The organism is Micromonospora avicenniae (assembly GCF_900156065.1).
In the GTDB taxonomy this organism is placed as follows: Bacteria; Actinomycetota; Actinomycetes; order Mycobacteriales; family Micromonosporaceae; genus Micromonospora; species Micromonospora avicenniae.
Map to the genome: position 1 here is coordinate 22,716 of NZ_FTNF01000022.1, position 21,137 is coordinate 43,852.

The window sequence follows — 21,137 nt, forward strand, 5'->3', positions numbered from 1 at the left end:
AGCCGCGGCCCGGGTACGGCTCAGGCGCCGGTCTCGGCGTGCGCCCTGGTGACCGGCTTCGACTCCGGGGACCCGTGCTGACGCAGGAAGATGCTCAACACGATCAGGGTGCCGACCGCCAGGAACTCGCTCTGCCAGTTCTGCATCGACTGGAACCAGAAGTCGCTGGTGCCGAGGAACTGGAGGGCACTGACCGGGGGAGCGCCGCTCTGCAGCGCCTGCTCCGCGTTGTACTGCGCGGTGCCGCCGAGCAGGTGCCCGACGAACGAGCCGGCGAAGATCAGTAGTAGCGCGAGGGCGAGGCTGTTCCGGTAGATCACGAGCGGCAGTCCGCCGTGGCGCACCGGCCAGGGTGAGGCCGGAGTGGCGCGGCGCTCGTCGTCCTCGGGCCGGTCGCTCTGGCCCTCCGGCTTCGACTCCGCCGAACCCCGCTGCACCAGGTACGCGGTGAGCAGGACATAGCCGCCCATCTGGAGGAACTCCGACTCCCAGTTCTCGAAGATCGCCTCAACGAAGTGGCCGGTGGACAGGTACGCCGGCCAGTTCAGCGGGGCGGCCCCGAACTCGGCCAGTTCCTCGTTGTGGCTCTGCCAGCCGAATACGCTCTGCAGTGCGAGGAAGACGAAGAAGGCCCCGAACATGGCGACTGCCAGGGCGTTGTCCCGCAACCAGCGCGGCATCTCGACCTCCTCGGCGGTGATCCGGCAACTGTCCGTTGCCCAGTGGGCTCAGCGGGCAAACCGGACCAGCGCCGGCCGGCGCGGGCAGCACCCGATCGGGTGGCGGCGACGGACAGGAGTGACCGAGCGGTCGGGGGGCCGCGCGAGGCGTACCGGTGGCGTCGGGACGTCAACGGCGATCGGCGGGGGTGTCCAGGCGTCCGCCGGTGCCGTACCGGTTGGAGAGCAGCAGCCCGAGGACGAGCATGCCGAAGCCCAGCCCGAGGTGCAGCCAGTTGTCGGCGTTGTTCACCGGCAGGAAGTTGGCCGCGCCGTGCTGGTTGATCGCGAACCCGTAGAGCCAGATGCCGAGGTAGGCCGCGCCGCCGCCGGCCAGGTAGAGCCGGGAACCGGCGAGACTGCGGGCCATCACGAGGCCGAGCAGGCCGAAGAACAGATGCACCGCGTTGTGCAGGATCGAGATCTGGAACACGCCGAACAGCTTCGCGCCCGACTGGTGCCCCGCGCCGTACAGCTGGTCGTAGCCGGTGGTCACACCGGGAACGAAGCCCAGCGCGCCTACCAGGAGAAAGACCACGGCGACCGCTACGGCAGCCAGTTGCACCCGGGGCTTGGGCCCGGCCGGTCGGCCGCCGCGCGCGTCCCGTGCCATCGATGCCACCTCCGAGGTTCGTCTCGCCCGCGGTCGTCGGGCGCCGGTCGTGAGGAGCGTTCACCTCGTGGTCCGAGGTGGTGACGTGACACAGCCCGACGGTCCTCAATTTTGTAGTCGAGGTGCCCCGCGGCGCAGCGGAATGCCGGAACAGGTGTGGACGGGACGACGCAGGGTAGGTGATCCGACAGCGGTGACGAACATCGCCGCATCCCCCAAAACCACCGCGACGACTTCTTCGAGCGGAAGGGACATCATGACCTACGATCTGTCACCCACTGCCTCCCCGTACGGTCAGGACTCGGCCAACGGCGGCGGCGTGCGCGAGCAGGCCCGCCAGGTCGGTTCTGAGGCCGCGCACGCGGGCGGCGTGGTTGCCGGGACCGCCCGGGAACAGGGCCGTGAGGTCGGCCGGGAAACCGTCCGGCAGGCCCGCGACCTCTACGGGGAGGCCCGCACCCAGCTCGCCGCGCAGGCCGGTGAGCAGCAGCACCGAGCCGCCGGCGGGCTGCGCTCGCTGGCCGACGAGATGCGTGCGATGGCCGAGCAGGGCGGCCAGGCCGGCCCGGTGAGTGAACTGGCCCGCCAGGCTGCCGACCGGGTGCACGGCGTCGCCGGCTGGCTGGAGTCGCGCGAGCCCGGCGACCTGATCACCGAGGTGCGCGACTACGCCCGGCGCAGCCCCGGCACCTTCCTCGTCGGCGCGGCCGTGCTCGGCGTGCTCGCCGGCCGGCTGACCCGCAACCTCTCCGCCGCCGGCGACACCGGGCAGCAGGACCGCAGCGGGTACGACGACGACCCGGACCGGACCGCCGTCCTGCCGACTCCGCAGCACGTGCGGCAGCAGGCGCCACCGGGCGGCTACGTCGACCCGGCCCCGACCGGGTACCCCGACCCAGCCACCACCACCAGCTACGCCGATCCGCCTGGCGGGACCGGTCAGCCGCTGCCGCCGCCGACCCGCACCGACCCGCTGCCCGGGGTGCCGTCGAGTGGGGCGGTGCGTCCGTGAGCGCCCCGAGCGGACGAGGGGAGGTGGCGGCATGAGCACGCCCACGCAGGCAGCCGGACCGGACGGCGGGAGCACGCGCACCGCGGACGAGGTCCGGGGCAGTTCACTCGGCGAGCTACTGCGTGAGGTCACCACCGACCTGTCCACCCTGATGCGGCAGGAAGTGGAGCTGGCCAAGGCCGAGATCCGGCAGGAGGGCCGCAGGGCGGGCAAGGCCGCCGGCCTCTTCGGCGGCGCCGGCTTCGGCGGCTACATGGTCGCGCTGTTCCTCTCGCTCGCGCTCTGGGCCGGCCTGTCCAACGTGATGGACGGCGGCTGGGCAGGGCTGATCGTGGCCGTCATCTGGGCGGCGATCGCCGCGCTCCTCTACTCGACGGCCAAGCGGCACGCGCGGCGCGTACGCGGACTCACGCGGACCAGCGACAGCGTGCAGCGGATCCCCGACGCGCTCAAGCCCCACCCGGAGGGAGTCACCCGATGAGCACCGACCCCGACCAGATCCGCCGGGAGATCGAAGCCACCCGCAACAACCTGAGCTCCGATGTGGACGCGCTGGCCTACAAGGTCAGTCCCGCCCGGATCGTCGACGACCGCAAGCAGCGGGCTCGTACCGCCTTGCAGAAGGTGAGGGACAGCGTCATGGGAACCGCGTCGGACATCGGCCACGGCACCGGCCAGGCGGCGCATTCGATGGGCGAGCTGGCCGCGTCGGCCGCCTCCACCGTCGGCGATGCAGCGCACTCGGCCGGCTCCACGGTGAGTGACGCCGCCGAACGCGCACCGCGCGTCATCCGGCAGAAGTCGGAGGGCAACCCGCTCGCGGCCGGTCTCATCGCCTTCGGCGTGGGCTGGCTTGCCTCGTCGCTCGTTCCGGCGACGCGTCGCGAGCAGCAGTTGGCCACCCAGGTCCGGGAGAAGGCCACGCAGCACGGCGGCGCCGTCACGGAGAAGCTGACCGAGGTCGCGAGCGAGCTCAAGGAGGAGCTGCGGGAACCCGCCGAGGACGCCACCCGGTCGGTCAAGGAGACCGCGCGGCAGGCGGCCTCGACCATCAGGGACGACACCCGCTCGGCCGGGCACGACGTGAAGGAACAGGCGCGGCAGGTCCGCCGGAACTGACCGACCGGTCGTCCGCCGCGGCTCGCGGTCACCTGCCGGCATCGCCGGAGAGCAGTGGCCGCGAGCTGTCGCGGATGCCCCAGGTCGGTGCGGCCCGAGATTCCGGGTCCGGGAGGGGAACCGGTCAGGCGGCGCGACGTACGCCGGTGATGACGAATCCGCTCGGCGGCAGCGCCGGCATCCGGCGCAGGCTCACCGCCAGGTCCTGGGGTGGCACGTCGTACCGCATCCTGCTGGTCAGGTTGGTCACCGCGCGCTTCATCAACTCGATGGTGATCCACTCTCCGGCGCAGCGATGACCGGTGGCGTGTTCCCCGCCGCCCTGCGGAATCAGACCGAACGGGTTCGGCCGGTGGCCGTCGAAGCGCTCCGGACGGAATCGTTCGGGTTCGGGCCAGAGCGCCGGATGGTGGTTGGTGCCGTAGAGGTCCAGCAGCACCCGCCGGCCCTGCGGGAAGTGGTACCCCCGCCAGTCGAAGGAGCGCCGGACCCGCGCGGCGGCCGCCGGAAAGAACGGGTAGTACCGCCGGACCTCCTGCACGAGGCTCTCGGTGGCCGTGTCGTCGTCGCGGACCCGTTGCCGCCAGGCGGGGTGGTCGTGCAGGGCGAGCGCGGCGAACACGATGAACCGGTCGATGGCGACGGTCGGCCGCAGCAGGTTGAGCAGTTCGACGGCGGCGATCCCGCGGGGAAGGACCCGGCCCTGTTCGTCACGGTGCTCGGCGATCACCCGCAGCGCGCTCCCGATGGGGGCGGGCAACGTGCCTCGGCGGGTTCTGTCGACGAGCTCGGCCAGCCAACGTTCGCCCCGGCGACGGGCGAGCAACCCTCGCCAGTGCCCCGGCCCGACCGACGCCCCACCCCCGATCATGGCGTGCAGGTCTGCGGTGCGCCGGTCGACCTGCGCATCGGTCAAGGGCACGCCGGCCCAGGCGCAGACCGCCCGGGTGAGCATCCGGCCCAGCTCCGGATAGAGCACGACGGTTCCCGCCTGCTCCCAGCGGGAGAGGCGGGCCGCCCACTCGTCGTCGAAGAGCCGGCCCAGGTGACGGATCGCGGTCGGTGTCATCAGCGACATCAGCATCGCCTTGCGCTCGCGGTGCGCGGCGTCGTCGAGGCCCTGCACCCCGCCGCGCCCGGTCAGCGTCCGCTGCACCCGCAACGGCATGGCACCCGCCCGCGCGAAGCGGTCGGCGCCGTAGAAGAGCGTCGCGGCGTCCCGCCCGCGCAGGCAGATGGTGCGCCGCAGCAGCAGCCGGGTCTGGAAGATGTCGCCGCCGTGCCGGTCGCAGCGGGCGCCGATGAAACGGTAACCCTCGCGGAGCAGCGCGAGGCTGCTGTCCGGACTCCGGTCGGTCGGGATGCTCGCCATCGGGCCCTCCTGACGCGGGTGGCGGCGGGGCGGCCCCCTCGGCCCCTGTCGTCTACCCGGGTCCGGGGGTGCTGAATCCCGAGCGGGCGTACGGGAGATGGTGGGTGGTCGTCGGGGGAGGGGCCAGCGGATCACGACATCCGCTGGCCCCTCCCAGGAGCGCGGAAACCTGGTTGGCTGCGGTGAGCGGCTCAGCCCGTGGAGCGCCGTCCGGCGCTGCGAGCGGGTACGCCGGCGGGCACACGGATCACGGGGAGGCGGAAATGCGGGGGAACAGCTCGTCGCGGTGGCGGCGGACGACCGGTGCGCCCGGCGGCGGGCCGGGCAGGGCGGGCGGCCGCCCGCTCGACCTGGCGTCGGGTGCTGCGGAGACCCCGCTGATCGCGCCGCCACGGCGGCCCGCCCCGCCACCTCGGCACTTCACGGTGCACCTGGGCTTCGTCGCGGCCGGCCTGGCGCAGGCCCGCGAACTGGCCGTCGGTTACGCCGAGGCGCTGAGCCTGCTCCGGCCCGAACTGGCACTCGGTGCGGCAGCCCTCTCGGCGGCCGATGCCTGGCACCGGGCCGAGCGACTCTTCTGCGGCGCGGTCGGCCCGGACGGTGAGCACTGCGTCGATGTGGCCGGTCACCCCGGCTTCCACCACGCTCCCGGACCGGGCGGGCTCGGCTGGGGCGACGGTGACTCGTGACCCGGTTACCCGGGCGGAGGGCGGCGCGGCGAACCCGCACCGCTCCTTCGCCGGACCCGCGTCGGTCAGGCCCGGTGCGGAGCTGGCCTCAGGCCAGGTCGAACTCGCCGTCCTGGGCGCCGGCGACGAACGCGTCCCACTCGGCCTGCGTGAAGACCAGGACCGGCCCGTCCGGCTCGGCGGAGTTGCGCATGCCGATCAGGTCGTCGACGAAGGCAACCTCCACGGCGCTGTCGGAGGTGTCACTCTCGGCCCGCTGCCAGACCGCCCGGGACAGGTCGAAGTCTCCCTTGGGGTGCTGAGCCATGGTCATTCCTCCAGTGCACACGGGTCGAAGGCGGGAAGCACATATGGATCCCTATCGGGCAGGATAAGCGGATGCCCAGCCTTACCCGTGTAGAGGCGACCGCGCGTGGCGCGGCGATTACCGTCGAGTCCTACGAAGTGGACCTCGACCTGACCGGTGGCCCGGAGCTGTTCCGTTCGCACGTGACGATCCGGTTCCGGGCGGTTCCCGGCGTCGACACGTTCGCCGAGGTGAAGCCCGCGAAGCTGCTGGCGGTACGCCTCAACGACGAGGACCTCGACCCCGCGCTGCTGACCGACAACCGGCTCCCTCTGAGCGGGCTGCGGGAGCGCAACACGCTGATTGTCGAGGCGGAGATGGCGTACTCGAACACGGGTGAGGGCCTCCACCGCTTCGTCGACCCGGCTGACGGGGAGACCTACCTCTACGCCATGTCGTTCCTCGACGACGTGCAGCGCATCTTCCCCGCCTTCGACCAGCCCGACCTGAAGGCGTCGTTCACGCTCACCGTCACCGCACCTGAGGAGTGGACGGTCGCGGCGAACGAACAGGTCGTCGCCACGCCCCGGCCCGGGCGTTGGGAGTTCGCCCCGACCCGGCCGCTCTCCACGTACCTCTTCACGTTGATCGCGGGGCCGTACCACGTCCGGCGGGACGAGCACGACGGGATCCCGCTCGCCGTCTACTGCCGCCGGTCGCTGGCCGAGCACCTCGACGCCGACGCCGACGAGATCTTCACCGTCACCAAGCAGAGCTTCGACCGGTTCCACGAGCTGTTCACCGAGCGCTATCCGTTCGGCAAGTACGACCAGGCGTTCGTGCCGGAGTTCAACGCCGGTGCCATGGAGAACCCCGGCCTGGTCACCTTCCGCGACGACCTCGTGTTCCGGTCCGCGGTGACCGACACCGAGCGTGAGCGGCGGGCCACCACCATCGCGCACGAGATGGCGCACATGTGGTTCGGTGACCTGGTCACCATGCGCTGGTGGGACGACCTCTGGCTCAACGAGTCCTTCGCCGACTACCTGGGCACCCGGGTGACCGCGGAGGCGACCCGGTTCGACCGGGCGTGGACCACGTTCGCCCTGCGCCGGAAGGCGTGGGGGTACGCGGCCGACCAGCGCCCCTCCACTCACCCGGTCGCCCCGCACGAGGTGGTCGACGCGGCGGAGGGCCTGTTGAACTTCGACGGCATCTCGTACGCCAAGGGCGCGAGCGTGCTGCGACAGCTGGTCGCCTGGCTGGGCGACGAGGCATTCCTGGCCGGGTTGAACCGCCACTTCGCGACGCACCGGTTCGGCAACGCGACGCTCGCCGACCTGCTCGCCAACCTCTCGGCGGCCAGCGGTCGTGACCTCGCCGACTGGGCCGAGCGCTGGCTGCGCCAGGCGCAGGTGAACACGCTGCGAGCCGAGGTGACCGTAGACGCGGACGGGCGCTACCGGGAAGTCGCAGTGGTGCAGACCGCGCCCGAGTCGCACCCGGTGCTGCGTCCGCACCGCATCGGCGTCGGCCGGTACGCCGCCGACGGCACGGTCGACCGCATCGAGGTGGACGTGGCCGCCGACGCGCCGGACGGCCGGACGGTGCTGGACGAGCTGACCGGCCTCCCGGCCGCCAGACTGCTACTGCCCAACGACGGTGACCTCACATATGCGAAGGTGCGCCTCGACCCCGCCTCGGCGGACGCCGTGCCGTTGGTGCTGCCCGGTCTGGCCGATCCGTTGGCCCGGGCGCTGCTCTGGCGGGAGGCCTTGGACGCGGCGACCGACGGGGAGCGGCCGGTGAGCGGGCTGGTCTCGCTGATCGCCGCGGCGCTTCCCGCCGAGACCGAGGTGATCATCGCCGAGGACCTGTTGGCGCAGAGCCGGTCGCTGGTCGACCGCTATCTCGACGCGGCGACCCGCGAGGCGTCGCTCGCCCTGATCGCGGAGGCCTGCGCCACCCTGCTGCGCGGCGCGCCGTCCGGCGGGTCGCTTCAACTCGCCGCCGCGCGCGGGCTGATCAGCGCCACCACCGACACCGACCTGCTGGTCGGCTGGCTCGCCGGCCGGGCGGTGCCGGCGGGACTGTCCGTCGACGCCGAGCTGCGCTGGGCGGTGCTGCGCCGCCTGGTCGTGCTCGGTGCGGCCGGCGAGCCGGAGATCGTTGCCGAGGCCGCGGCCGACCGCAGCGCGGCCGGCGCCGAACAGGCCGCCCGGTGCCGCGCCGCGCTCCCTGACGCGGACGCCAAGCGCGCCGCCTGGGAGATCGTGGTGAGCAACACGGAGCTCTCCAATCGGCTGGTGGAGGCGGCCGCGGAAGGCTTCTGGCAACCCGAGCAGGCCGAGCTGACCTCGCCGTACGTCGACCGGTACTTCGCCGACATGCCGGCCACCGCGCGGCTGCGTACTCCCTGGACCGCCGACCGGGTCGCCGGCCTCGCCTTTCCCCGTTACGCGGTGGCGCAGCCCACCCGGGAGGCGGCGGCGGCGCTGCTGGCTCGCGACGACCTGACGCCCGGCCTGCGCCGGGTGGTCACCGATGCGGACGACGACCTGCGCCGGGCGCTGATCGTCCGCACGGCGGTCGCGGCCGCCACCGCCTGACCCACCCTCGGACGCGCCGCCCCGCCGACCGGGCGCCCCGGCGACCGGATGCTTCGGCGGCGGGGTGCTTCGGTGGCGGGGTGCGCACCCCCAGGTGCGCACCCCTGGGGCCGTCAGCGCAACGCCGGCTCGGTGGTGACCGGCGCGTCCCAGTCGATGACGTGGCGCTGCTCGGGGCCCAGCGTCCGCTCCGGGTTCATGGCGGTCCGCATGAGCAGCGGCATGAGCATCGGCATGAGCGTCCTGGCCAGCGGACCGGGTGCCTTGGTGTGGTTGATCCGTGCCGCCCGTGCGGCGATCCGCTCCACCCGGGCCCGCCGAAGCCGTTCGTACGCGGCGAAGGCCGACGGGACGTCGGGCAGATCCCGCAGGCAGCGGGCGAGTTGCACGGCGCTCTCGATCGCCAGCGACGCGCCCTGGCCGGAACTGTTCGACGGCGCGTGCGCCGCGTCACCCACCAGCACCATCCGGCCACGGTGCCAGCGCGGCACCGGGGGCATGATCAGCAGGGAGCCCACCGTCTGGAGGCTCTCGGGGTCGGTCGTACCCACGAGTTGGGCGCCGGGGTCGTCGTCGCCGTACGCGGTGCGGAGCCGGCGCAGCCACTCCTGCGGGGGCACCGCGCGCGCCTCGGTGAGCGTCATCGGATGCTCCTGCGGCAGGTTCGCTCCCCAGCGCGTGCCGCCGCCCGGCTCCGGCCAGTAGAGGTAGTACGCCTGCCGGCCGAAGGCGAACGTCATGGTGCCCGGTTCGGCGGACACCTCGTGCCGGGCGACCGCCTCGAAACCGAGCAGGCCGGTGCCGTGGGGACCCGGCGCGGCCGGGTCGATGAGCGTACGCACCGTGGAGCGGATTCCGTCGGCGCCGACGAGGACGTCGGCCGTGGCGGTACTGCCGTCGGCGAAGAGCGCCGTGACGCCGTCCCCGCCCTCCCGTACGTCGACCAGGCGTTTGTCGTGTTCGATCACGATGCCCTCGGCGACGGCGTGGTCGTGCAGCGCCCGATGGAGTTCGGCTCGGTGGACCACCCGCGGCGGCGGTGTGTCGGCCAGGCCCGGCAGCTCGACGGATTTCCGGCCGAAGGCCATCACCGAGCGGTGGACGGGGGTCGCGATCGCGGTGACCGCACGGTCGGCGTTGACGGCGCCCAGCGCGGCGACGCCGTTGGGGGCGAGTGCGAGGGTGCCGCCGATGCCGTCGGCGGTGCTCGGGTACGCCTCGTGGACGGTCGCCGTGATGCCCGCTCGGTTCAGTGCGAGCGCGGTCACCGGGCCGGCGATCCCGCCGCCGATGACGATGGCGGTTTCAACTGTCGTCATGTTCCTCTCCCTGGTGGTCGATGCGGGTGCGTGGCACCGACGCGGTGTCGTCGGTGCGTGCGTGGTCGCGCCGACGTGCTGTGTCGGCGTGCGTGGCGGCACCGACGGTGTCGTCGCTGTCCGCCTTGGCGCACCTACCTGGGAGGGAAGCCCGGCTATCCTCGTGATTGCCGCTTCGGGGCCGAGCACCTTCCCAGGTGCGGTGCCGAGGTATGCGCCCCGGCGCGGTGTTGGCGCACCGCGCCGGGGCCGTCCGTCTCACTGCGTCGCGTCGCCCCTCTCGGTGGGTCCGGTCAGTTCGGGTGGCAGCTCACCTGTCTCGTGGAAGGTGCGCCACTGGTCGAGCCCTGGATAGGTGCCGGCGGTGAACTCGGCGAGCAGGTCGCGGACCCAGGCGGCCTCGGCCTCCTGGATGGCCAGCTCGTACTCGGACTCGACCAGAAGCAGCCGGGGGAGCTGCCGCTGGTACTCCGCGAGGCTGTCGCGCCCGGCCTGGAGGGTCTCCTCCAGCTTCGAGAGGCGTTGACGTAGCAGCGCCACCACCTCGTCGGGCGGAAGGACGGCCAGCACGCTGAGCCCGGCCCGGAACCGGTGATGCTCCGGCTCCGGGGTGGACACCAGCTCCCGCGCCCAGTCGCGCATCTCCGCGTGGCCCTCGTCGGTGATCCGGTAGACCGTGCGCTCGGGGCGCCGGCCTGCGCGCACGCTCTCCACGGCCTCGATCAGGCCGTGCCGGTCCATGTTGCGGATCACCGTGTAGAACGACCCCCACTTGATGTCCATGTCCTGGTCCTTGCCCCAGGCGCGCAGGGTCGTGGCGATCTCGTACGGGTGCATGGGCCGCTGGGCGAGGGCGGACAGCACGGCAAGGGCGAGCAGGTTGCCGACTCGGCGTTGCTTCGGCACGGGCCCTCCCTTCCTTCGTTCACGATTACTTGTAGACGAGTATACGGATCCGAGTGTGGCGAGCGCAACGTCTTTGACTTCACGGAGCCGTGGGTGCAGAGCGAGCCGGGTGGCACGGCTGCCGTTGATCGTCGCGTCCCCGGGCGGCCCGGCGGGCGCGCGTGGTGCGGACCACGTCACCACCGAGGGTGCTCGCGGCGGCCTCCGGCCTACGATCACTGGGTGGAGGAAGATATCCGGCGGATCGGGATCATGGGTGGCACCTTCGACCCGATCCACCACGGGCACCTGGTCGCGGCGAGCGAGGTGGCGGACCGGTTCGGGCTGGACGAGGTGGTCTTCGTGCCCACCGGTCAGCCATGGCAGAAGACCGACACGCCGGTCAGCCCGACCGAGGACCGCTACCTGATGACGGTGATCGCCACCGCCTCCAACCCGCGCTTTCAGGTGAGCCGCGTCGACATCGACCGCGGTGGCCCGACGTACACCGTCGACACGCTCCGGGACCTGCACGCCGCGTACGGCCCCAAGGTCCAGCTCTACTTCATCACCGGAGCGGACGCGCTGGAGAAGATCCTCTCCTGGAAGGACCTGGACGAGATCTTCGAACTGGCGCACTTCATCGGTGTGACCCGGCCGGGCTTCGAGCTCACCGACAAGCACCTGCCCGCCGACACGGTCAGTCTCGTGCAGGTGCCGGCCATGGCCATCTCCTCGACCGACTGCCGTGCGCGCGTCGCACGGGGGGAGCCGGTCTGGTACCTGGTGCCGGATGGTGTGGTGCAGTACATCGCCAAGCGAGGTCTCTACCAGCGGTGATAAGCCCGGTATGCCCCTGATTCAGGGGGTTAACGGCCAGAACTGACGAGCCTCGACGACGCGACGTGTGAGACGCTTGAGAGGTCGCACGGTTGATCGAAGGAGAACGGTGACAGTTTCCGAACGCGCGTACGAGCTGGCGACCGCCGCGGCGCAGGCCGCCGCCGACAAGAAGGCGCAGGACATCGTCATCATCGACGTGGGTGACCAGCTCGCCATCACCGACGCGTTCCTGCTCGCCGCCGCCCCCAACGAGCGTCAGGTGCTCGCCATCGTCGACGCCATCGAGGAACGCCTGCTGGAGCTGCCTGAGAAGGCCAAGCCGGTGCGGCGGGAGGGCGAGCGTGGCGGCCGGTGGGTGCTGCTCGACTACGTCGATGTCGTGGTGCACGTCCAGCACACCGAGGAGCGTGAGTTCTACGCCCTCGACCGGCTGTGGAAGGACTGCCCGACCATCCCGTTCGTCGACCGGGCCCTGGTCGACGCCGAGTCCGGCGCCGGCTCCGCGGCCGAATGACCCGGCTGATCGTCTGGCGGCACGGCAACACCGACTGGAACGCCGCCAACCGGGTCCAGGGTCAGACCGACGTACCCCTGAACGACCTGGGGCGGGATCAGGCGCGCGCGTCCGCGCCGCTGCTCGCCGCGCTGCGCCCGGACGCCATAGTGGCGAGCGACCTCAGCCGAGCCGCTGACACCGCTGCCGCGCTCGCCGCCGTGACCGGACTGCCGGTGGCCAGCGACGCCCGGCTGCGGGAGCGCTACTTCGGGCGCTGGCAGGGCCTCACCCTCACCGAGGTCGCCGAGCGCTTTCCCGACGAGTACGCCCGCTGGCGCGCCGGGGACCCGGACCCGGGTGCCGAGATCGAGACGCTGCACGATCTCGGCAAGCGGGTCGGGGCCGCCCTCACCGCTGCCGCGGCCGCCGCTCCGGGCGGCACCGTCGTGGTCGCCACGCACGGTGGCGGCGCGCGGCAGGGCGTGGGACACCTGCTCGGCTGGGACGCATCCGTGCTGCGAACGGTGGGCTCGCTGCAGAACTGCCACTGGACGGAGCTGCGCCACGACGACGTACGGGGCTGGCACCTGCGGGCGCACAACGCCGGCCTGGTCGTCGCCCCGGTGGTCGCCGACGCCGTCTGAGCCGACGCCGTCTCGCCGGCTCAGACGGCCGTGCCCGGTCCGGATCGGCTGCGCCACGACCCAGCCCATGAGCGGCCGCCCGCGCTCTCGTGACGCGCGGCCTCGTCCTGTCGGACGGCATGGGCTAGCGTGCCGGACATGCCCGTCGCGGTCGTCACCGACTCCACCGCCTATCTCCCGGCCGAGCTGGTGCGTGCCCACCGGCTGACCGTGGTGCCCTTGACCGTCGTGCTCAACGGCGCGGAAGGGCTGGAGGGGGTGGAGGTCTCGCCGACCGACGCGACCAGGGCACTCGGTGCCCGCCGGCTGACGGCGAGCACCTCCCGCCCCGCCCCCGAGCAGTTCGCGCAGACGTACCGCCGCCTGCTCGACACCGGCGCGGACGGTGTGGTGTCGGTGCACCTGTCGGCGGAACTGTCCGGCACGGTCGAGGCGGCCCGACTCGCGGCCGACGGCCTGAACGGCCGGGTCGCCGTGGTCGACAGCCGCTCCACCGGCATGGGGCTGGGCTTCCCGGTGCTCGCGGCCGCCGCGGCCGCAGCACAGGGCGCGGATCTCGACGGGGTACGTCGCGCCGCGGTCGACGCCGCGGCCCGGACCACCATCTACTTCTACCTGGACACGCTGGAGTTCCTCCGCCGTGGCGGTCGGATCAACGCGGCTGAGGCACTGCTCGGCACCGCGCTGTCGGTCAAGCCGATCATGCACATGCCCGATGGGGCGATCGTGCTGCGGGAGAAGGTGCGTACGGCCAGCCGGGGCGTGGCCCGCCTGGTCGACCTGGCCGTCGAGGCGGCCGGCGATGCCGAGGTCGATCTGGGCGTGCACCACCTCGCCGCCGCGGACCGGGCGGCGGCGCTGCTCGCCGCGTTGACCGAACGGCTCGGCGACCAGGTGCGCGAGACGTACGTGTCGGAGGCCGGTGCCGTCGTCGCGGCGCACGCGGGACCGGGCCTGGCCGGGGTCGTCGTGCACCGCCGGTCGGACCCGGCGCCCGCCGGTGACGCCGGCCGGCCCTGACCGCCGGGGGCACGGATGACTGCCCCATTGCCCGTGTCGAGGTCCTCGGTCGAGGAGGCGGAGTCCAGACGGCTCCGGACACCGGTGTTGTATCGAAGCAGGGTCTTGCCTGGTGCCTCGCCCGCGGCCGGGTCGACCCGGCCGCCCGCCGGCGCCGCCGGTCGTCGTCCGGGCCCGCCCCGTGGCCGGCCAGCGACTTCGACACCGTCCCGAGGCCGGGTCTTCGAAGTGGGATTGTCGGGTGAAATCGACTCGCCGTCCGCTACGAGGCCACTTGTGTGTCCGTGCGGGCGTCGTAGGCGGCGCGGGCATCGTCGATCTGAGCGAGGTGCGCGACGCTCCATTCGAGCAGGGGTGCGGTGGCCTCGCGGAGGGTGATGCCCATCTCGGTGAGGTCGTAGCTGACATGCGGCGGCATCACGTTGTGAACGGTGCGTGTCAGGATTCCGTCACGCTCCAGACTGCGCAACTTCACGGTGAGCATGCGCTGGCTGATTCCGTCGATGGCCTTTTTGAGCTCGGTGAAACGGCGCGGTCCGTTTTTGAGGTTGCGCACGACCAGTAGCGACCACTTGTCACCGACGATGTCGAGCACCACCCGGGTCCGGCACGCGTCGCTGGGCTGCGCCGCCGGCGGCGGATCCCCGTGTGTCACGTCCATGGTCACCTCCAGAGAACCGGGGCACCGAAAAGTGCCTTATTGCCACCGGTGCGTCACGTGCACCAGCATGCTCTTGGTACTCAAACAGTACCGGGGCACGAATGGTAACCGCAGGAGCCGCGAGCCGGCGGCATGCGCTTGGCCGTGCTCTTCTGCTTCTGGGAAGGAAGACTGATTCACTCATGTCAACATTTCTGCTGGTGCACGGTGCTTGGCACAGCGGACGGTGCTGGGAGCGGGTGGTGCCGCTGCTGGAGGCCGCCGGGCACCGGATGTTCGCACCCTCCCTGACCGGCTATGGCGACAAGGCGCACCTACTCGGTCCAGAGGTGGGGCTCGATACGCACGTCGACGACGTGGTCGGGCTGATCACCGAGGAGAACCTCAGTGACGTCGTACTCGTCGGCCACAGCTACGCAGGGCTGGTGATCTCCTCCGCGGCAAACCAGATTCCGGAACGCATCGCGCACCTGGTCTACCTCGACGCGATGGTCCCGGAGGACGGCGAGTCCGCGGTCGACGTCCAACCTGTGACACGGCAACTGATCGAGCTCGCCGAGAAATCCGAGAGCGGCTGGCGCGTGCCGCCGATGCCCGAGCAGCCCGCGCCCTTCGGCCTGTTCGGCGTCACAGACCCGGCGGACGTTGCCTGGCTGCGTGGGATGCTCTCGGACCAGCCGGTGCGCTGTCTGCAGCAGCCGGTGCGGCTGAACAACCCAGCTGTGAACGCGATCCCCCGCACCCACATCCACAATGTCGGCGCTATGCCGGCGGGCGTGACCCGTCGCCCCGTCCCCCCGATCCAACCCAACGGGACTGCCGCGCAGGTCTGGGAGCTGCCGACCGGCCACGACTGCATGATCACCATGCCGGCCGAACTCAGCGAACTGCTTCTCAAGCTCGCCTAGGCTGTGCCTTCAAAGTGGGTTATGACCAGCCATTGGCGGCGGCGATCTGCACGGTGGCCTCGTAGCGGACAGCGAGCTTGTCGTAGTGATACCGACACGCGGTGTCGCTTGAGGTTGCTGATCCCGCGCTCGACTGCGTGACGCTGCTTGTAGTGCGTGGTCTCGAACGCATACTCGCGCCCGCCGCGCCGACCTCGCTTACGCCGGTTGGCCGCCTGGTCGGCCTTGATCGGGATCGTGCTCATGATCCGGCGCTGGCGCAGGTAGGCGCACGGTCTCGCGTATCCGAGCTGTAGTCCGCGCAGGTCACCGGCTCTCGTGGCGTCCGCACCCGCCACCGCCGTTGACTCCGGATAGTGAGGCATTAGTTCACAACCATTGGAGCAACGCAGCGACGGTGGCGGTGGCCTGCCTAGCAGATGCCGCCATGATCGGGGCGTTGTCCACAAGTAGGCGACCGTCCACAGGTGGCGAACTGCGAGCCGCGCGGAGATGGAGTGTCGCCGTAGCGTCACGCCGTGTCACACGACGACGAGACCGTGGTACGCCGACGCCTGCTGCGGCTGACCGCGCAACCGCCGCCCGGGTCGGTGTCCGTCGACCCGTTGCCGGCGTCCCCTGCGGCAGCCGTGCCCGGCGGGCCGTCTGCCGCGCTGGTGCCCGGCGGGCTGTCCGCCGAGCAGATGTCCGACTCCGGAGCCGACCTACTCGCCGGTTCGAACGTCGATCGGCTGATGCGGCCGGCCTTCGCTGACAGCCGGCCACTGGAGTCCGGGTCCACCTCGCCGGCTGGCGTCGTCGCGGGCGAGTCGTCGGTGCCGGGCGGATCGGAGTCGACGGCCGCCCGCCGGCTGCCCGGCCCAGGGGCGTTCGACCCGGGGCGGCGCGGGGTGCGCGCGCTGGCGGCCGTCGCCGTGCTGGTGGTGGTGGCCGCCGGGTTCTGGGCCTGGCGGTCGCGACCGCAGGCGGAGCCGGTTCCGCCCGTGGCCGGCACCACCGTCCCGGTGGCCGACGGCGTCGTCGAACCAATGGCGAGTCCGAGCGCCGAACTGGTGGTCGCGGTCGCCGGCAAGGTCCGCCGCCCCGGGCTGGTGCGGCTGCCGGTCGGCGCTCGTCTCGCCGACGCCGTCGAGGCGGCGGGCGGGGCGCTGCCGGGGGTGGACGTGGCGCTTCTCAACCCGGCCCGCAAGGTCGCCGACGGCGAGCTGATCGTAGTCGGGGTGACCCCGCCGCCCGCCCCTGCCGGGCAACCCGTCGCCGGCGGAGCGCCGGCTGTGGGTGCCGGACCGGCCGCCGGCGCGCCGGTCAACCTCAACACGGCGACCCTGGCGGACCTCGACGCGTTGCCCGGGGTCGGCCCGGTGCTCGCGCAACGCATCCTCGCCCACCGGGAGCAGCACGGCGGCTTCAAGTCGGTCGGCGACCTCCGCCAGGTCGACGGCATCGGCGACGCCCGCTACGAGCAGCTCAAGGAACTGGTGACGGTGTGAGGGCGACACCAGGCGGAAGCGACGACCCGATCGTGGCCGGCGGCGTGCCAGATCTGCGGCTGGCCGGGCTCGCGGTGGCGGCCTGGCTCACGGCGCTGGCCGGGCTGCACCTCGGTGCGGCGACGGTGCTGGTGGCCGCGGTGCTGGCGGGCGTCTTCTCCGCAGCCGGCGCGCTGCACCTGGTCGGCCTGCTCGGACGCCCCGGTCGGCGCGCCCGGCGGTACGGCTGGATCGCCGTCGCGGTGGGCCTCGGCATCGTCTGCGGTGGCACGGCCGGCGCCGCCCGGCTGGCCGTACGCGACGCCGAGGCACTGCGGTCCCTCGCGGAGCAGCGCGCGAGCATCACCGCCGAACTCGTGGTCCGCGACGATCCCCGGCCGGTCAGCGGCACTCCCGGTCGCCCGGCCACCCTGCTGGTCACCGCCGAGCTGGTCACTCTCACCGAGTCGGACGGCCGGCGGCTCAGCGCGCCGGTCCAGGTACTGGTGCTGGCCGCGAACCCGGCCTGGCGGGGGCTGCTGCCGGGGCAGCGGTTGACCGCCCAGGGGCGGCTCGGCGTCGCGCGGGGCGGCGACCTCACGGCGGCCGTGCTCAGCGCCAGCGGGCCGCCGGTCCGGCGGGGCGCACCGTCGTGGGCTCAGCGTGCCGCCGGATCGCTCCGCGCCGGGCTGCAGCGTGCCTGCGCGCCGCTCCCCGACGAGCAGGGTGGTTTGCTGCCCGGTCTGGTGGTGGGCGACACCAGCCGGTTGCTGCCCACCGTCGAAGAGGACTTCCGGGCCACCGGGATGACCCACCTCAACGCGGTGTCCGGCTCCAACGTGGCGATCGTGGTCGGTGCGGTGCTGCTGCTAGCCCGCTGGTGCCGGGCGGGCCCGTGGCTCGCCGCAGCTCTCTGCGGGGTCGCCCTGGTGGGCTTCGTGATCCTGGTCCGCCCCTCGCCGAGCGTGGTCCGCGCCGCGACGATGGGCGCGATCGGGCTTGCCGCGCTGGCTGCCGGTCGACCCCGAGCAGCCCTCCCGGCCCTGGCCGCCGCGGTGACCGTGCTGGTGCTCGTGGACCCTGCCCTCGCCGGGGACGCGGGTTTCGCGCTCTCGGTGCTGGCCACGGCTGGACTGCTGCTGCTCGCCCCGCGTTGGCGCGACAGCCTGCGTCGCCGCGGTGTGCCGTCGGGGCTGGCCGAGGCGCTCGCGGTGCCCGCCGCCGCCCAGCTGGCCTGCACGCCGGTCGTGGCCGGGATCTCCGGGACGATCAGCGTGGTCGCCGTGCCGGCGAACCTGCTGGCGGTGCCGGCCATAGCTCCGGCCACTGTGCTCGGTGTGCTGGCGGCCGCCGTGTCACCGCTCTGGCCGGCCGGTGCCGAGTTCGCGGCCTGGCTGGCGAGCTGGCCGGCGTGGTGGCTGGTACTGGTCGCCAGGTACGGTGCCCGGCTGCCGGCGGGCACGCTGCCCTGGCCGGGCGGGGTGTGGGGTGCCCTGCTGCTGGCGGCGTCGACCGTGGCACTGCTGGTCGCCGTCCGGCGGCCGGTGGTGCGCCGACTGGTGGCGGTGGTGACCGTCGCGGCGGTGCTGGGCACCCTGCCGGTACGGCTGGTCGCCCGAGGCTGGCCTCCGTCGGGATGGGTGGTGGTGGCGTGCGCGGTCGGTCAGGGTGACGCCATCGTGCTGCCGGTGGCACTGGGGCGGGCGGTCGTGGTCGACGCCGGGCCGGAACCGGCGGCGGTGGACGGTTGCCTACGCCGCCTGGGGATCCGCGAGGTGCCGCTGCTCGTGGTCAGCCACTACCACGCAGACCACGTCGGCGGCGTCGCCGGGGTGTTCAACGGGCGCCGGGTGGCGGCCGTACTCACTCCGTCGCAGCACGAGCCGGAGGGTGGGCAGGGTCTGGTGAAGGCGACGGCCGACGCCGGGCGGGCCCGACTGTTGACGGCGTCCGTCGGCTGGGCGTACCGGGTGGGTGGTGCGGAACTCGTGGTGCTCGGCCCGCCGTATCCGCTTCGCGGCACCAGATCTGATCCGAACAACAACTCCCTGGTCCTGCGTGTGACGGTGGCGGGGGTCCGGATCCTGCTCCCCGGCGACGCCGAATCGGAGGAGCAGCGCGCGCTGCTGGATCGGCTGCCGCAGGGCGCGCTGCGTGCCGAGGTGTTGAAGATCGCGCACCACGGTTCGGCCTATCAGGACCCGGCGTTCTTCGAGGCGGTCCGCCCAGCCGTGGCGCTGGTGCCGGTGGGCACGGGCAACACGTACGGGCATCCGCATCCGGAACTGCTCGCCCGGCTGGCCCGCGACGGTGTGCGGGTGCTGCGTACCGACACGGACGGTGATGTGGCGGCCATTCACGGCGAGGGCGGCCTCGCGGTGGTGGCCCGGGGTACGCCGGCCGGCCGGCAGCCGTGAGCGGGCCGCCGGACCCGGTGACGCGCTGCGCGTGCTCTCCGGAGCGGCAGGCGGCACGGATCCGGGGGCACCTTGTCCCAATTGGCAATGAATCAGGATGGATGCCGGGATTTGCGTTGAGTGCAGGCTCCGCCGCTTGAGCGGCCGGTGAGCAGGCACGATCCCGCAGCGGGCCGTGCGAATATTGGCGCGTGACCCCCGCCAGCCTCGCCCCCATTCTGCTCGTCCTCGGCGATGAGGAACTGCTCGCCACGCGCGCCGTGACCGAAGCCGTCGCGAAAGCGCGCAGCGTCGACCCCGGCGTGGACGTTCGCGAGTACCAGGCCGGTGCGCTCACCCCGGGCGAAGTCGCCGAGATGCTCAGCCCGTCGCTGTTCGGCGGCCGGCGGCTGCTGGTGCTCCGCGCCGGTCAGGATGCCCGCAAGGACCTGGTCGCCGCCCTGCTGGCGTACGCGAAGAACCCCGACCCGGACGTGCAGCTGGTCGTCCTGCACCTCGGCGCCGCCAAGGGAAAGGCGTTCGCCGACGGACTGAAGGCGGCGGGCGCCACGGTGGTGCCGGCGGCGAAGCTGAAGGGGCACCGGGACCGGGTCGCCTTCGTCCGCGACGAGATTCGCCGGGGTGGCGGCAAGTGCACCGAGGACGCCGCCGAGGCGCTGCTCGCGGCGGTCGGCAACGACCTGCGGGAACTCGCTGCCGCCTGCTCCCAGCTGATCGCCGACACCGACGGGCGGATCGGCGCGGACACGGTGGCCCGGTACTACCGGGGTCGGGTGGAGGTGAGTGGCTTCACGGTCGCGGACGCCGCGATGATCGGCGACGTGCCGGCCGCCCTCGAGGCGCTGCGTTGGGCGTTGCACGTCGGGGTCGACCCGGTGCCGATCGCCGACGCGCTCGCCGACGGCGTCCGTACCGTGGCCCGGGTCGCGTCCGCCGGACGGGGTAGCCCGTACCAGCTGGCGAGCACGCTCGGCATGCCGGCATGGAAGATCGAGCGGGCGCAGCGGCAGGGCCGAGGCTGGACGCCGGAGGGGCTGGCGCAGGCGATGCAGGCCGCCGCCGAGTGCAACGCGGCCGTCAAGGGCGGTTCCGACGACCGGGCGTACGCCCTGGAACGCGCCGTCTTCTCGATGGCTGCGGCTCGGCAGGGCGGCGCCCGGTGAGCGGACCGCCCCGCACGGCGTGGGCCACTCTCCCAGCCGACGAGGAGCAGTACCGGCCGCTCTACGCGCGCGTGCTGGGGCTGCGGTTCGTCAATCCCGGCGGGGTGCTCTGCTTCCTCTTCTTCGAGGGAGTGGTGGCGCTGGCGGTGCTGCTCGCCCTCGCTGAACTGGTCAGCTGGTGGGCCGTGCTGATCCTGCCGGCCGCCGTGGCGGTCATGGTGAAGCTCAACGACGTGGTGGCCGCGGTCGTGGTCCGTTCCGCGGCGCTCGTACCGGAGCAGGAACGCGACCGGTTCCGCCGGCAGATGGAACCGGTGGTCGGACGGGCCCGGGTGGAGTGGGTCACGCACAGCGTTCCCGGCCTCGTGGTCTCGGCGGAACCGCTCGGCCCCGCCGTCCGCCCGGATCCGAACGAGGCCGCCAGGCCCGCCCGTCGCGACATCGGTCCCGGCGCCGGTCTCTGATCCGCTGACCTCACCCGAAGTCGCGCAAACCCGTCACCGGACACCCCGGGCGCCGCGATCGGCGTGCTGCTGGGGCGCGGAACGTAGACAGCCGGAAGCCCCGGGCATCGCCCGGGGCTTCCGGCGAGGTCTGACGCCGCGTGGGTCAGGCGGAGAACGACGCGACGCGCTTGGCGATCGCGGACTTCCGGTTCGCGGCCTGGTTGGCGTGGATCACGCCCTTGCTGACCGCCTTGTCGAGCTTGCGCGAGGCGTCCCGCATGAGGGCGGTGGCCTGCTCGACGTCGCCGGACTCGGCGGCCTCGTGGAACTTGCGGACTGCGGTCTTCAGCGACGACTTGACCGACTTGTTACGCAGCCGGCGCTTCTCGTTCTGCCGGTTGCGCTTGATCTGGGACTTGATGTTCGCCACGCGACAGCCTCGTCTTG

At 72.5% G+C, this 21,137-nt stretch carries 22 protein-coding genes; 14 read left to right on the forward strand and 8 right to left on the reverse strand.

Going from position 1 to position 21,137, the window contains the following annotated elements; genetic code table 11:
* Window positions 1-20: 20 nt before the first annotated feature.
* Window positions 21-680 carry a DUF6766 family protein gene (locus BXA10_RS24925; protein WP_076473272.1) on the reverse strand — a complete coding sequence of 220 codons (660 nt, stop codon included), beginning with the start codon at window positions 678-680 and terminating at the stop codon, window positions 21-23.
* Between the two features lie 169 nt (window positions 681-849).
* On the reverse strand, window positions 850-1,332 hold the full coding sequence (locus BXA10_RS24930; protein ID WP_076473273.1) for a DUF4383 domain-containing protein: 483 nt from the start codon (window positions 1,330-1,332) through the stop codon (window positions 850-852).
* 256 nt (window positions 1,333-1,588) lie between these two features.
* On the opposite strand from BXA10_RS24930, the gene BXA10_RS24935 reads away from it, so the two are divergent.
* Genes BXA10_RS24935 through BXA10_RS24945 form a run of 3 tightly spaced genes read left to right on the forward strand, consistent with a single transcriptional unit; the run spans window position 1,589 to window position 3,463 of the window.
* Window positions 1,589-2,344 carry a hypothetical protein gene (locus BXA10_RS24935; RefSeq protein ID WP_076473274.1) on the forward strand — a complete coding sequence of 252 codons (756 nt, stop codon included), beginning with the start codon at window positions 1,589-1,591 and terminating at the stop codon, window positions 2,342-2,344.
* A gap of 31 nt (window positions 2,345-2,375) precedes the next feature.
* Complete coding sequence (locus BXA10_RS24940; RefSeq protein WP_076473275.1) at window positions 2,376-2,825, forward strand: phage holin family protein; 450 nt, start codon at window positions 2,376-2,378, stop codon at window positions 2,823-2,825.
* Window positions 2,822-3,463, forward strand: a complete 642-nt coding sequence (locus tag BXA10_RS24945) for a DUF3618 domain-containing protein (protein ID WP_076473276.1) — start codon at window positions 2,822-2,824, stop codon at window positions 3,461-3,463. Before BXA10_RS24940 ends, BXA10_RS24945 begins: the two co-directional genes overlap by 4 nt.
* Window positions 3,464-3,587: 124 nt before the next feature.
* On the opposite strand, the gene BXA10_RS24950 is transcribed toward BXA10_RS24945, so the two are convergent.
* Window positions 3,588-4,835 (reverse strand): cytochrome P450, encoded by a 1,248-nt coding sequence (locus BXA10_RS24950; protein ID WP_076473277.1) that lies wholly within the window; start codon window positions 4,833-4,835, stop codon window positions 3,588-3,590.
* Between the two features lie 263 nt (window positions 4,836-5,098).
* Here BXA10_RS24950 and BXA10_RS24955 point away from each other — a divergent pair, with 263 nt between their 5' ends.
* Entirely contained in the window at window positions 5,099-5,524 is a 426-nt protein-coding gene (locus BXA10_RS24955; RefSeq protein ID WP_245828465.1) for a hypothetical protein, read from the forward strand.
* An 88-nt stretch (window positions 5,525-5,612) separates the two neighbouring features.
* On the opposite strand, the gene BXA10_RS24960 is transcribed toward BXA10_RS24955, so the two are convergent.
* Complete coding sequence (locus BXA10_RS24960) at window positions 5,613-5,831, reverse strand: DUF397 domain-containing protein (protein ID WP_076473278.1); 219 nt, start codon at window positions 5,829-5,831, stop codon at window positions 5,613-5,615.
* A gap of 71 nt (window positions 5,832-5,902) precedes the next feature.
* Between BXA10_RS24960 and pepN the strand changes: the two genes are divergently transcribed.
* Complete coding sequence (gene pepN / locus BXA10_RS24965; protein ID WP_076473279.1) at window positions 5,903-8,419, forward strand: aminopeptidase N; 2,517 nt, start codon at window positions 5,903-5,905, stop codon at window positions 8,417-8,419.
* Window positions 8,420-8,532: 113 nt separating this feature from the next.
* Here pepN and BXA10_RS24970 read toward each other — a convergent pair whose 3' ends face one another.
* Complete coding sequence (locus tag BXA10_RS24970) at window positions 8,533-9,738, reverse strand: FAD-dependent oxidoreductase (RefSeq protein WP_076473280.1); 1,206 nt, start codon at window positions 9,736-9,738, stop codon at window positions 8,533-8,535.
* A 258-nt stretch (window positions 9,739-9,996) separates the two neighbouring features.
* The gene (locus tag BXA10_RS24975; protein WP_076473281.1) at window positions 9,997-10,644 is read right to left on the reverse strand and encodes a PadR family transcriptional regulator; all 648 of its coding nucleotides are present in this window, start codon (window positions 10,642-10,644) and stop codon (window positions 9,997-9,999) included.
* Between the two features lie 222 nt (window positions 10,645-10,866).
* Between BXA10_RS24975 and nadD the strand changes: the two genes are divergently transcribed.
* The 4 genes from nadD to BXA10_RS24995 all read left to right on the forward strand — a co-directional run bounded on the left by nadD (window position 10,867) and on the right by BXA10_RS24995 (window position 13,626).
* Window positions 10,867-11,463, forward strand: coding sequence for a nicotinate-nucleotide adenylyltransferase (gene nadD, locus BXA10_RS24980; protein ID WP_076473282.1), 597 nt, complete (start codon window positions 10,867-10,869; stop codon window positions 11,461-11,463).
* 109 nt (window positions 11,464-11,572) lie between these two features.
* Window positions 11,573-11,980 (forward strand): ribosome silencing factor, encoded by a 408-nt coding sequence (gene rsfS, locus BXA10_RS24985; protein WP_076473283.1) that lies wholly within the window; start codon window positions 11,573-11,575, stop codon window positions 11,978-11,980.
* A complete protein-coding gene (locus BXA10_RS24990) occupies window positions 11,977-12,606 on the forward strand; it encodes a histidine phosphatase family protein (RefSeq protein ID WP_076473284.1) in 630 nt (209 codons plus the stop codon). The genes rsfS and BXA10_RS24990 overlap by 4 nt, the downstream gene beginning before the upstream one ends.
* Before the next feature lie 138 nt (window positions 12,607-12,744).
* Window positions 12,745-13,626, forward strand: a complete 882-nt coding sequence (locus BXA10_RS24995; protein ID WP_076473285.1) for a DegV family protein — start codon at window positions 12,745-12,747, stop codon at window positions 13,624-13,626.
* Between the two features lie 262 nt (window positions 13,627-13,888).
* Here the strand turns inward: BXA10_RS24995 and BXA10_RS25000 are convergent, their stop codons facing one another.
* Complete coding sequence (locus BXA10_RS25000; RefSeq protein WP_076473286.1) at window positions 13,889-14,287, reverse strand: winged helix-turn-helix transcriptional regulator; 399 nt, start codon at window positions 14,285-14,287, stop codon at window positions 13,889-13,891.
* A 182-nt stretch (window positions 14,288-14,469) separates the two neighbouring features.
* Here BXA10_RS25000 and BXA10_RS25005 point away from each other — a divergent pair, with 182 nt between their 5' ends.
* The 5 genes from BXA10_RS25005 to BXA10_RS25025 all read left to right on the forward strand — a co-directional run bounded on the left by BXA10_RS25005 (window position 14,470) and on the right by BXA10_RS25025 (window position 20,708).
* Window positions 14,470-15,195 (forward strand): alpha/beta hydrolase, encoded by a 726-nt coding sequence (locus tag BXA10_RS25005; RefSeq protein ID WP_076473287.1) that lies wholly within the window; start codon window positions 14,470-14,472, stop codon window positions 15,193-15,195.
* Window positions 15,196-15,713: 518 nt separating this feature from the next.
* The gene (locus BXA10_RS25010) at window positions 15,714-16,685 is read left to right on the forward strand and encodes a ComEA family DNA-binding protein (protein WP_245828470.1); all 972 of its coding nucleotides are present in this window, start codon (window positions 15,714-15,716) and stop codon (window positions 16,683-16,685) included.
* Entirely contained in the window at window positions 16,682-19,081 is a 2,400-nt protein-coding gene (locus BXA10_RS25015; RefSeq protein WP_076473288.1) for a ComEC/Rec2 family competence protein, read from the forward strand. The genes BXA10_RS25010 and BXA10_RS25015 overlap by 4 nt, the downstream gene beginning before the upstream one ends.
* A gap of 191 nt (window positions 19,082-19,272) precedes the next feature.
* Window positions 19,273-20,244, forward strand: a complete 972-nt coding sequence (gene holA, locus BXA10_RS25020) for a DNA polymerase III subunit delta (protein WP_076473289.1) — start codon at window positions 19,273-19,275, stop codon at window positions 20,242-20,244.
* Window positions 20,241-20,708, forward strand: coding sequence for a hypothetical protein (locus tag BXA10_RS25025; protein WP_076473290.1), 468 nt, complete (start codon window positions 20,241-20,243; stop codon window positions 20,706-20,708). The genes holA and BXA10_RS25025 overlap by 4 nt, the downstream gene beginning before the upstream one ends.
* A gap of 145 nt (window positions 20,709-20,853) precedes the next feature.
* On the opposite strand, the gene rpsT is transcribed toward BXA10_RS25025, so the two are convergent.
* The gene (gene rpsT, locus BXA10_RS25030) at window positions 20,854-21,120 is read right to left on the reverse strand and encodes a 30S ribosomal protein S20 (protein ID WP_076473291.1); all 267 of its coding nucleotides are present in this window, start codon (window positions 21,118-21,120) and stop codon (window positions 20,854-20,856) included.
* Window positions 21,121-21,137 lie beyond the last annotated feature (17 nt).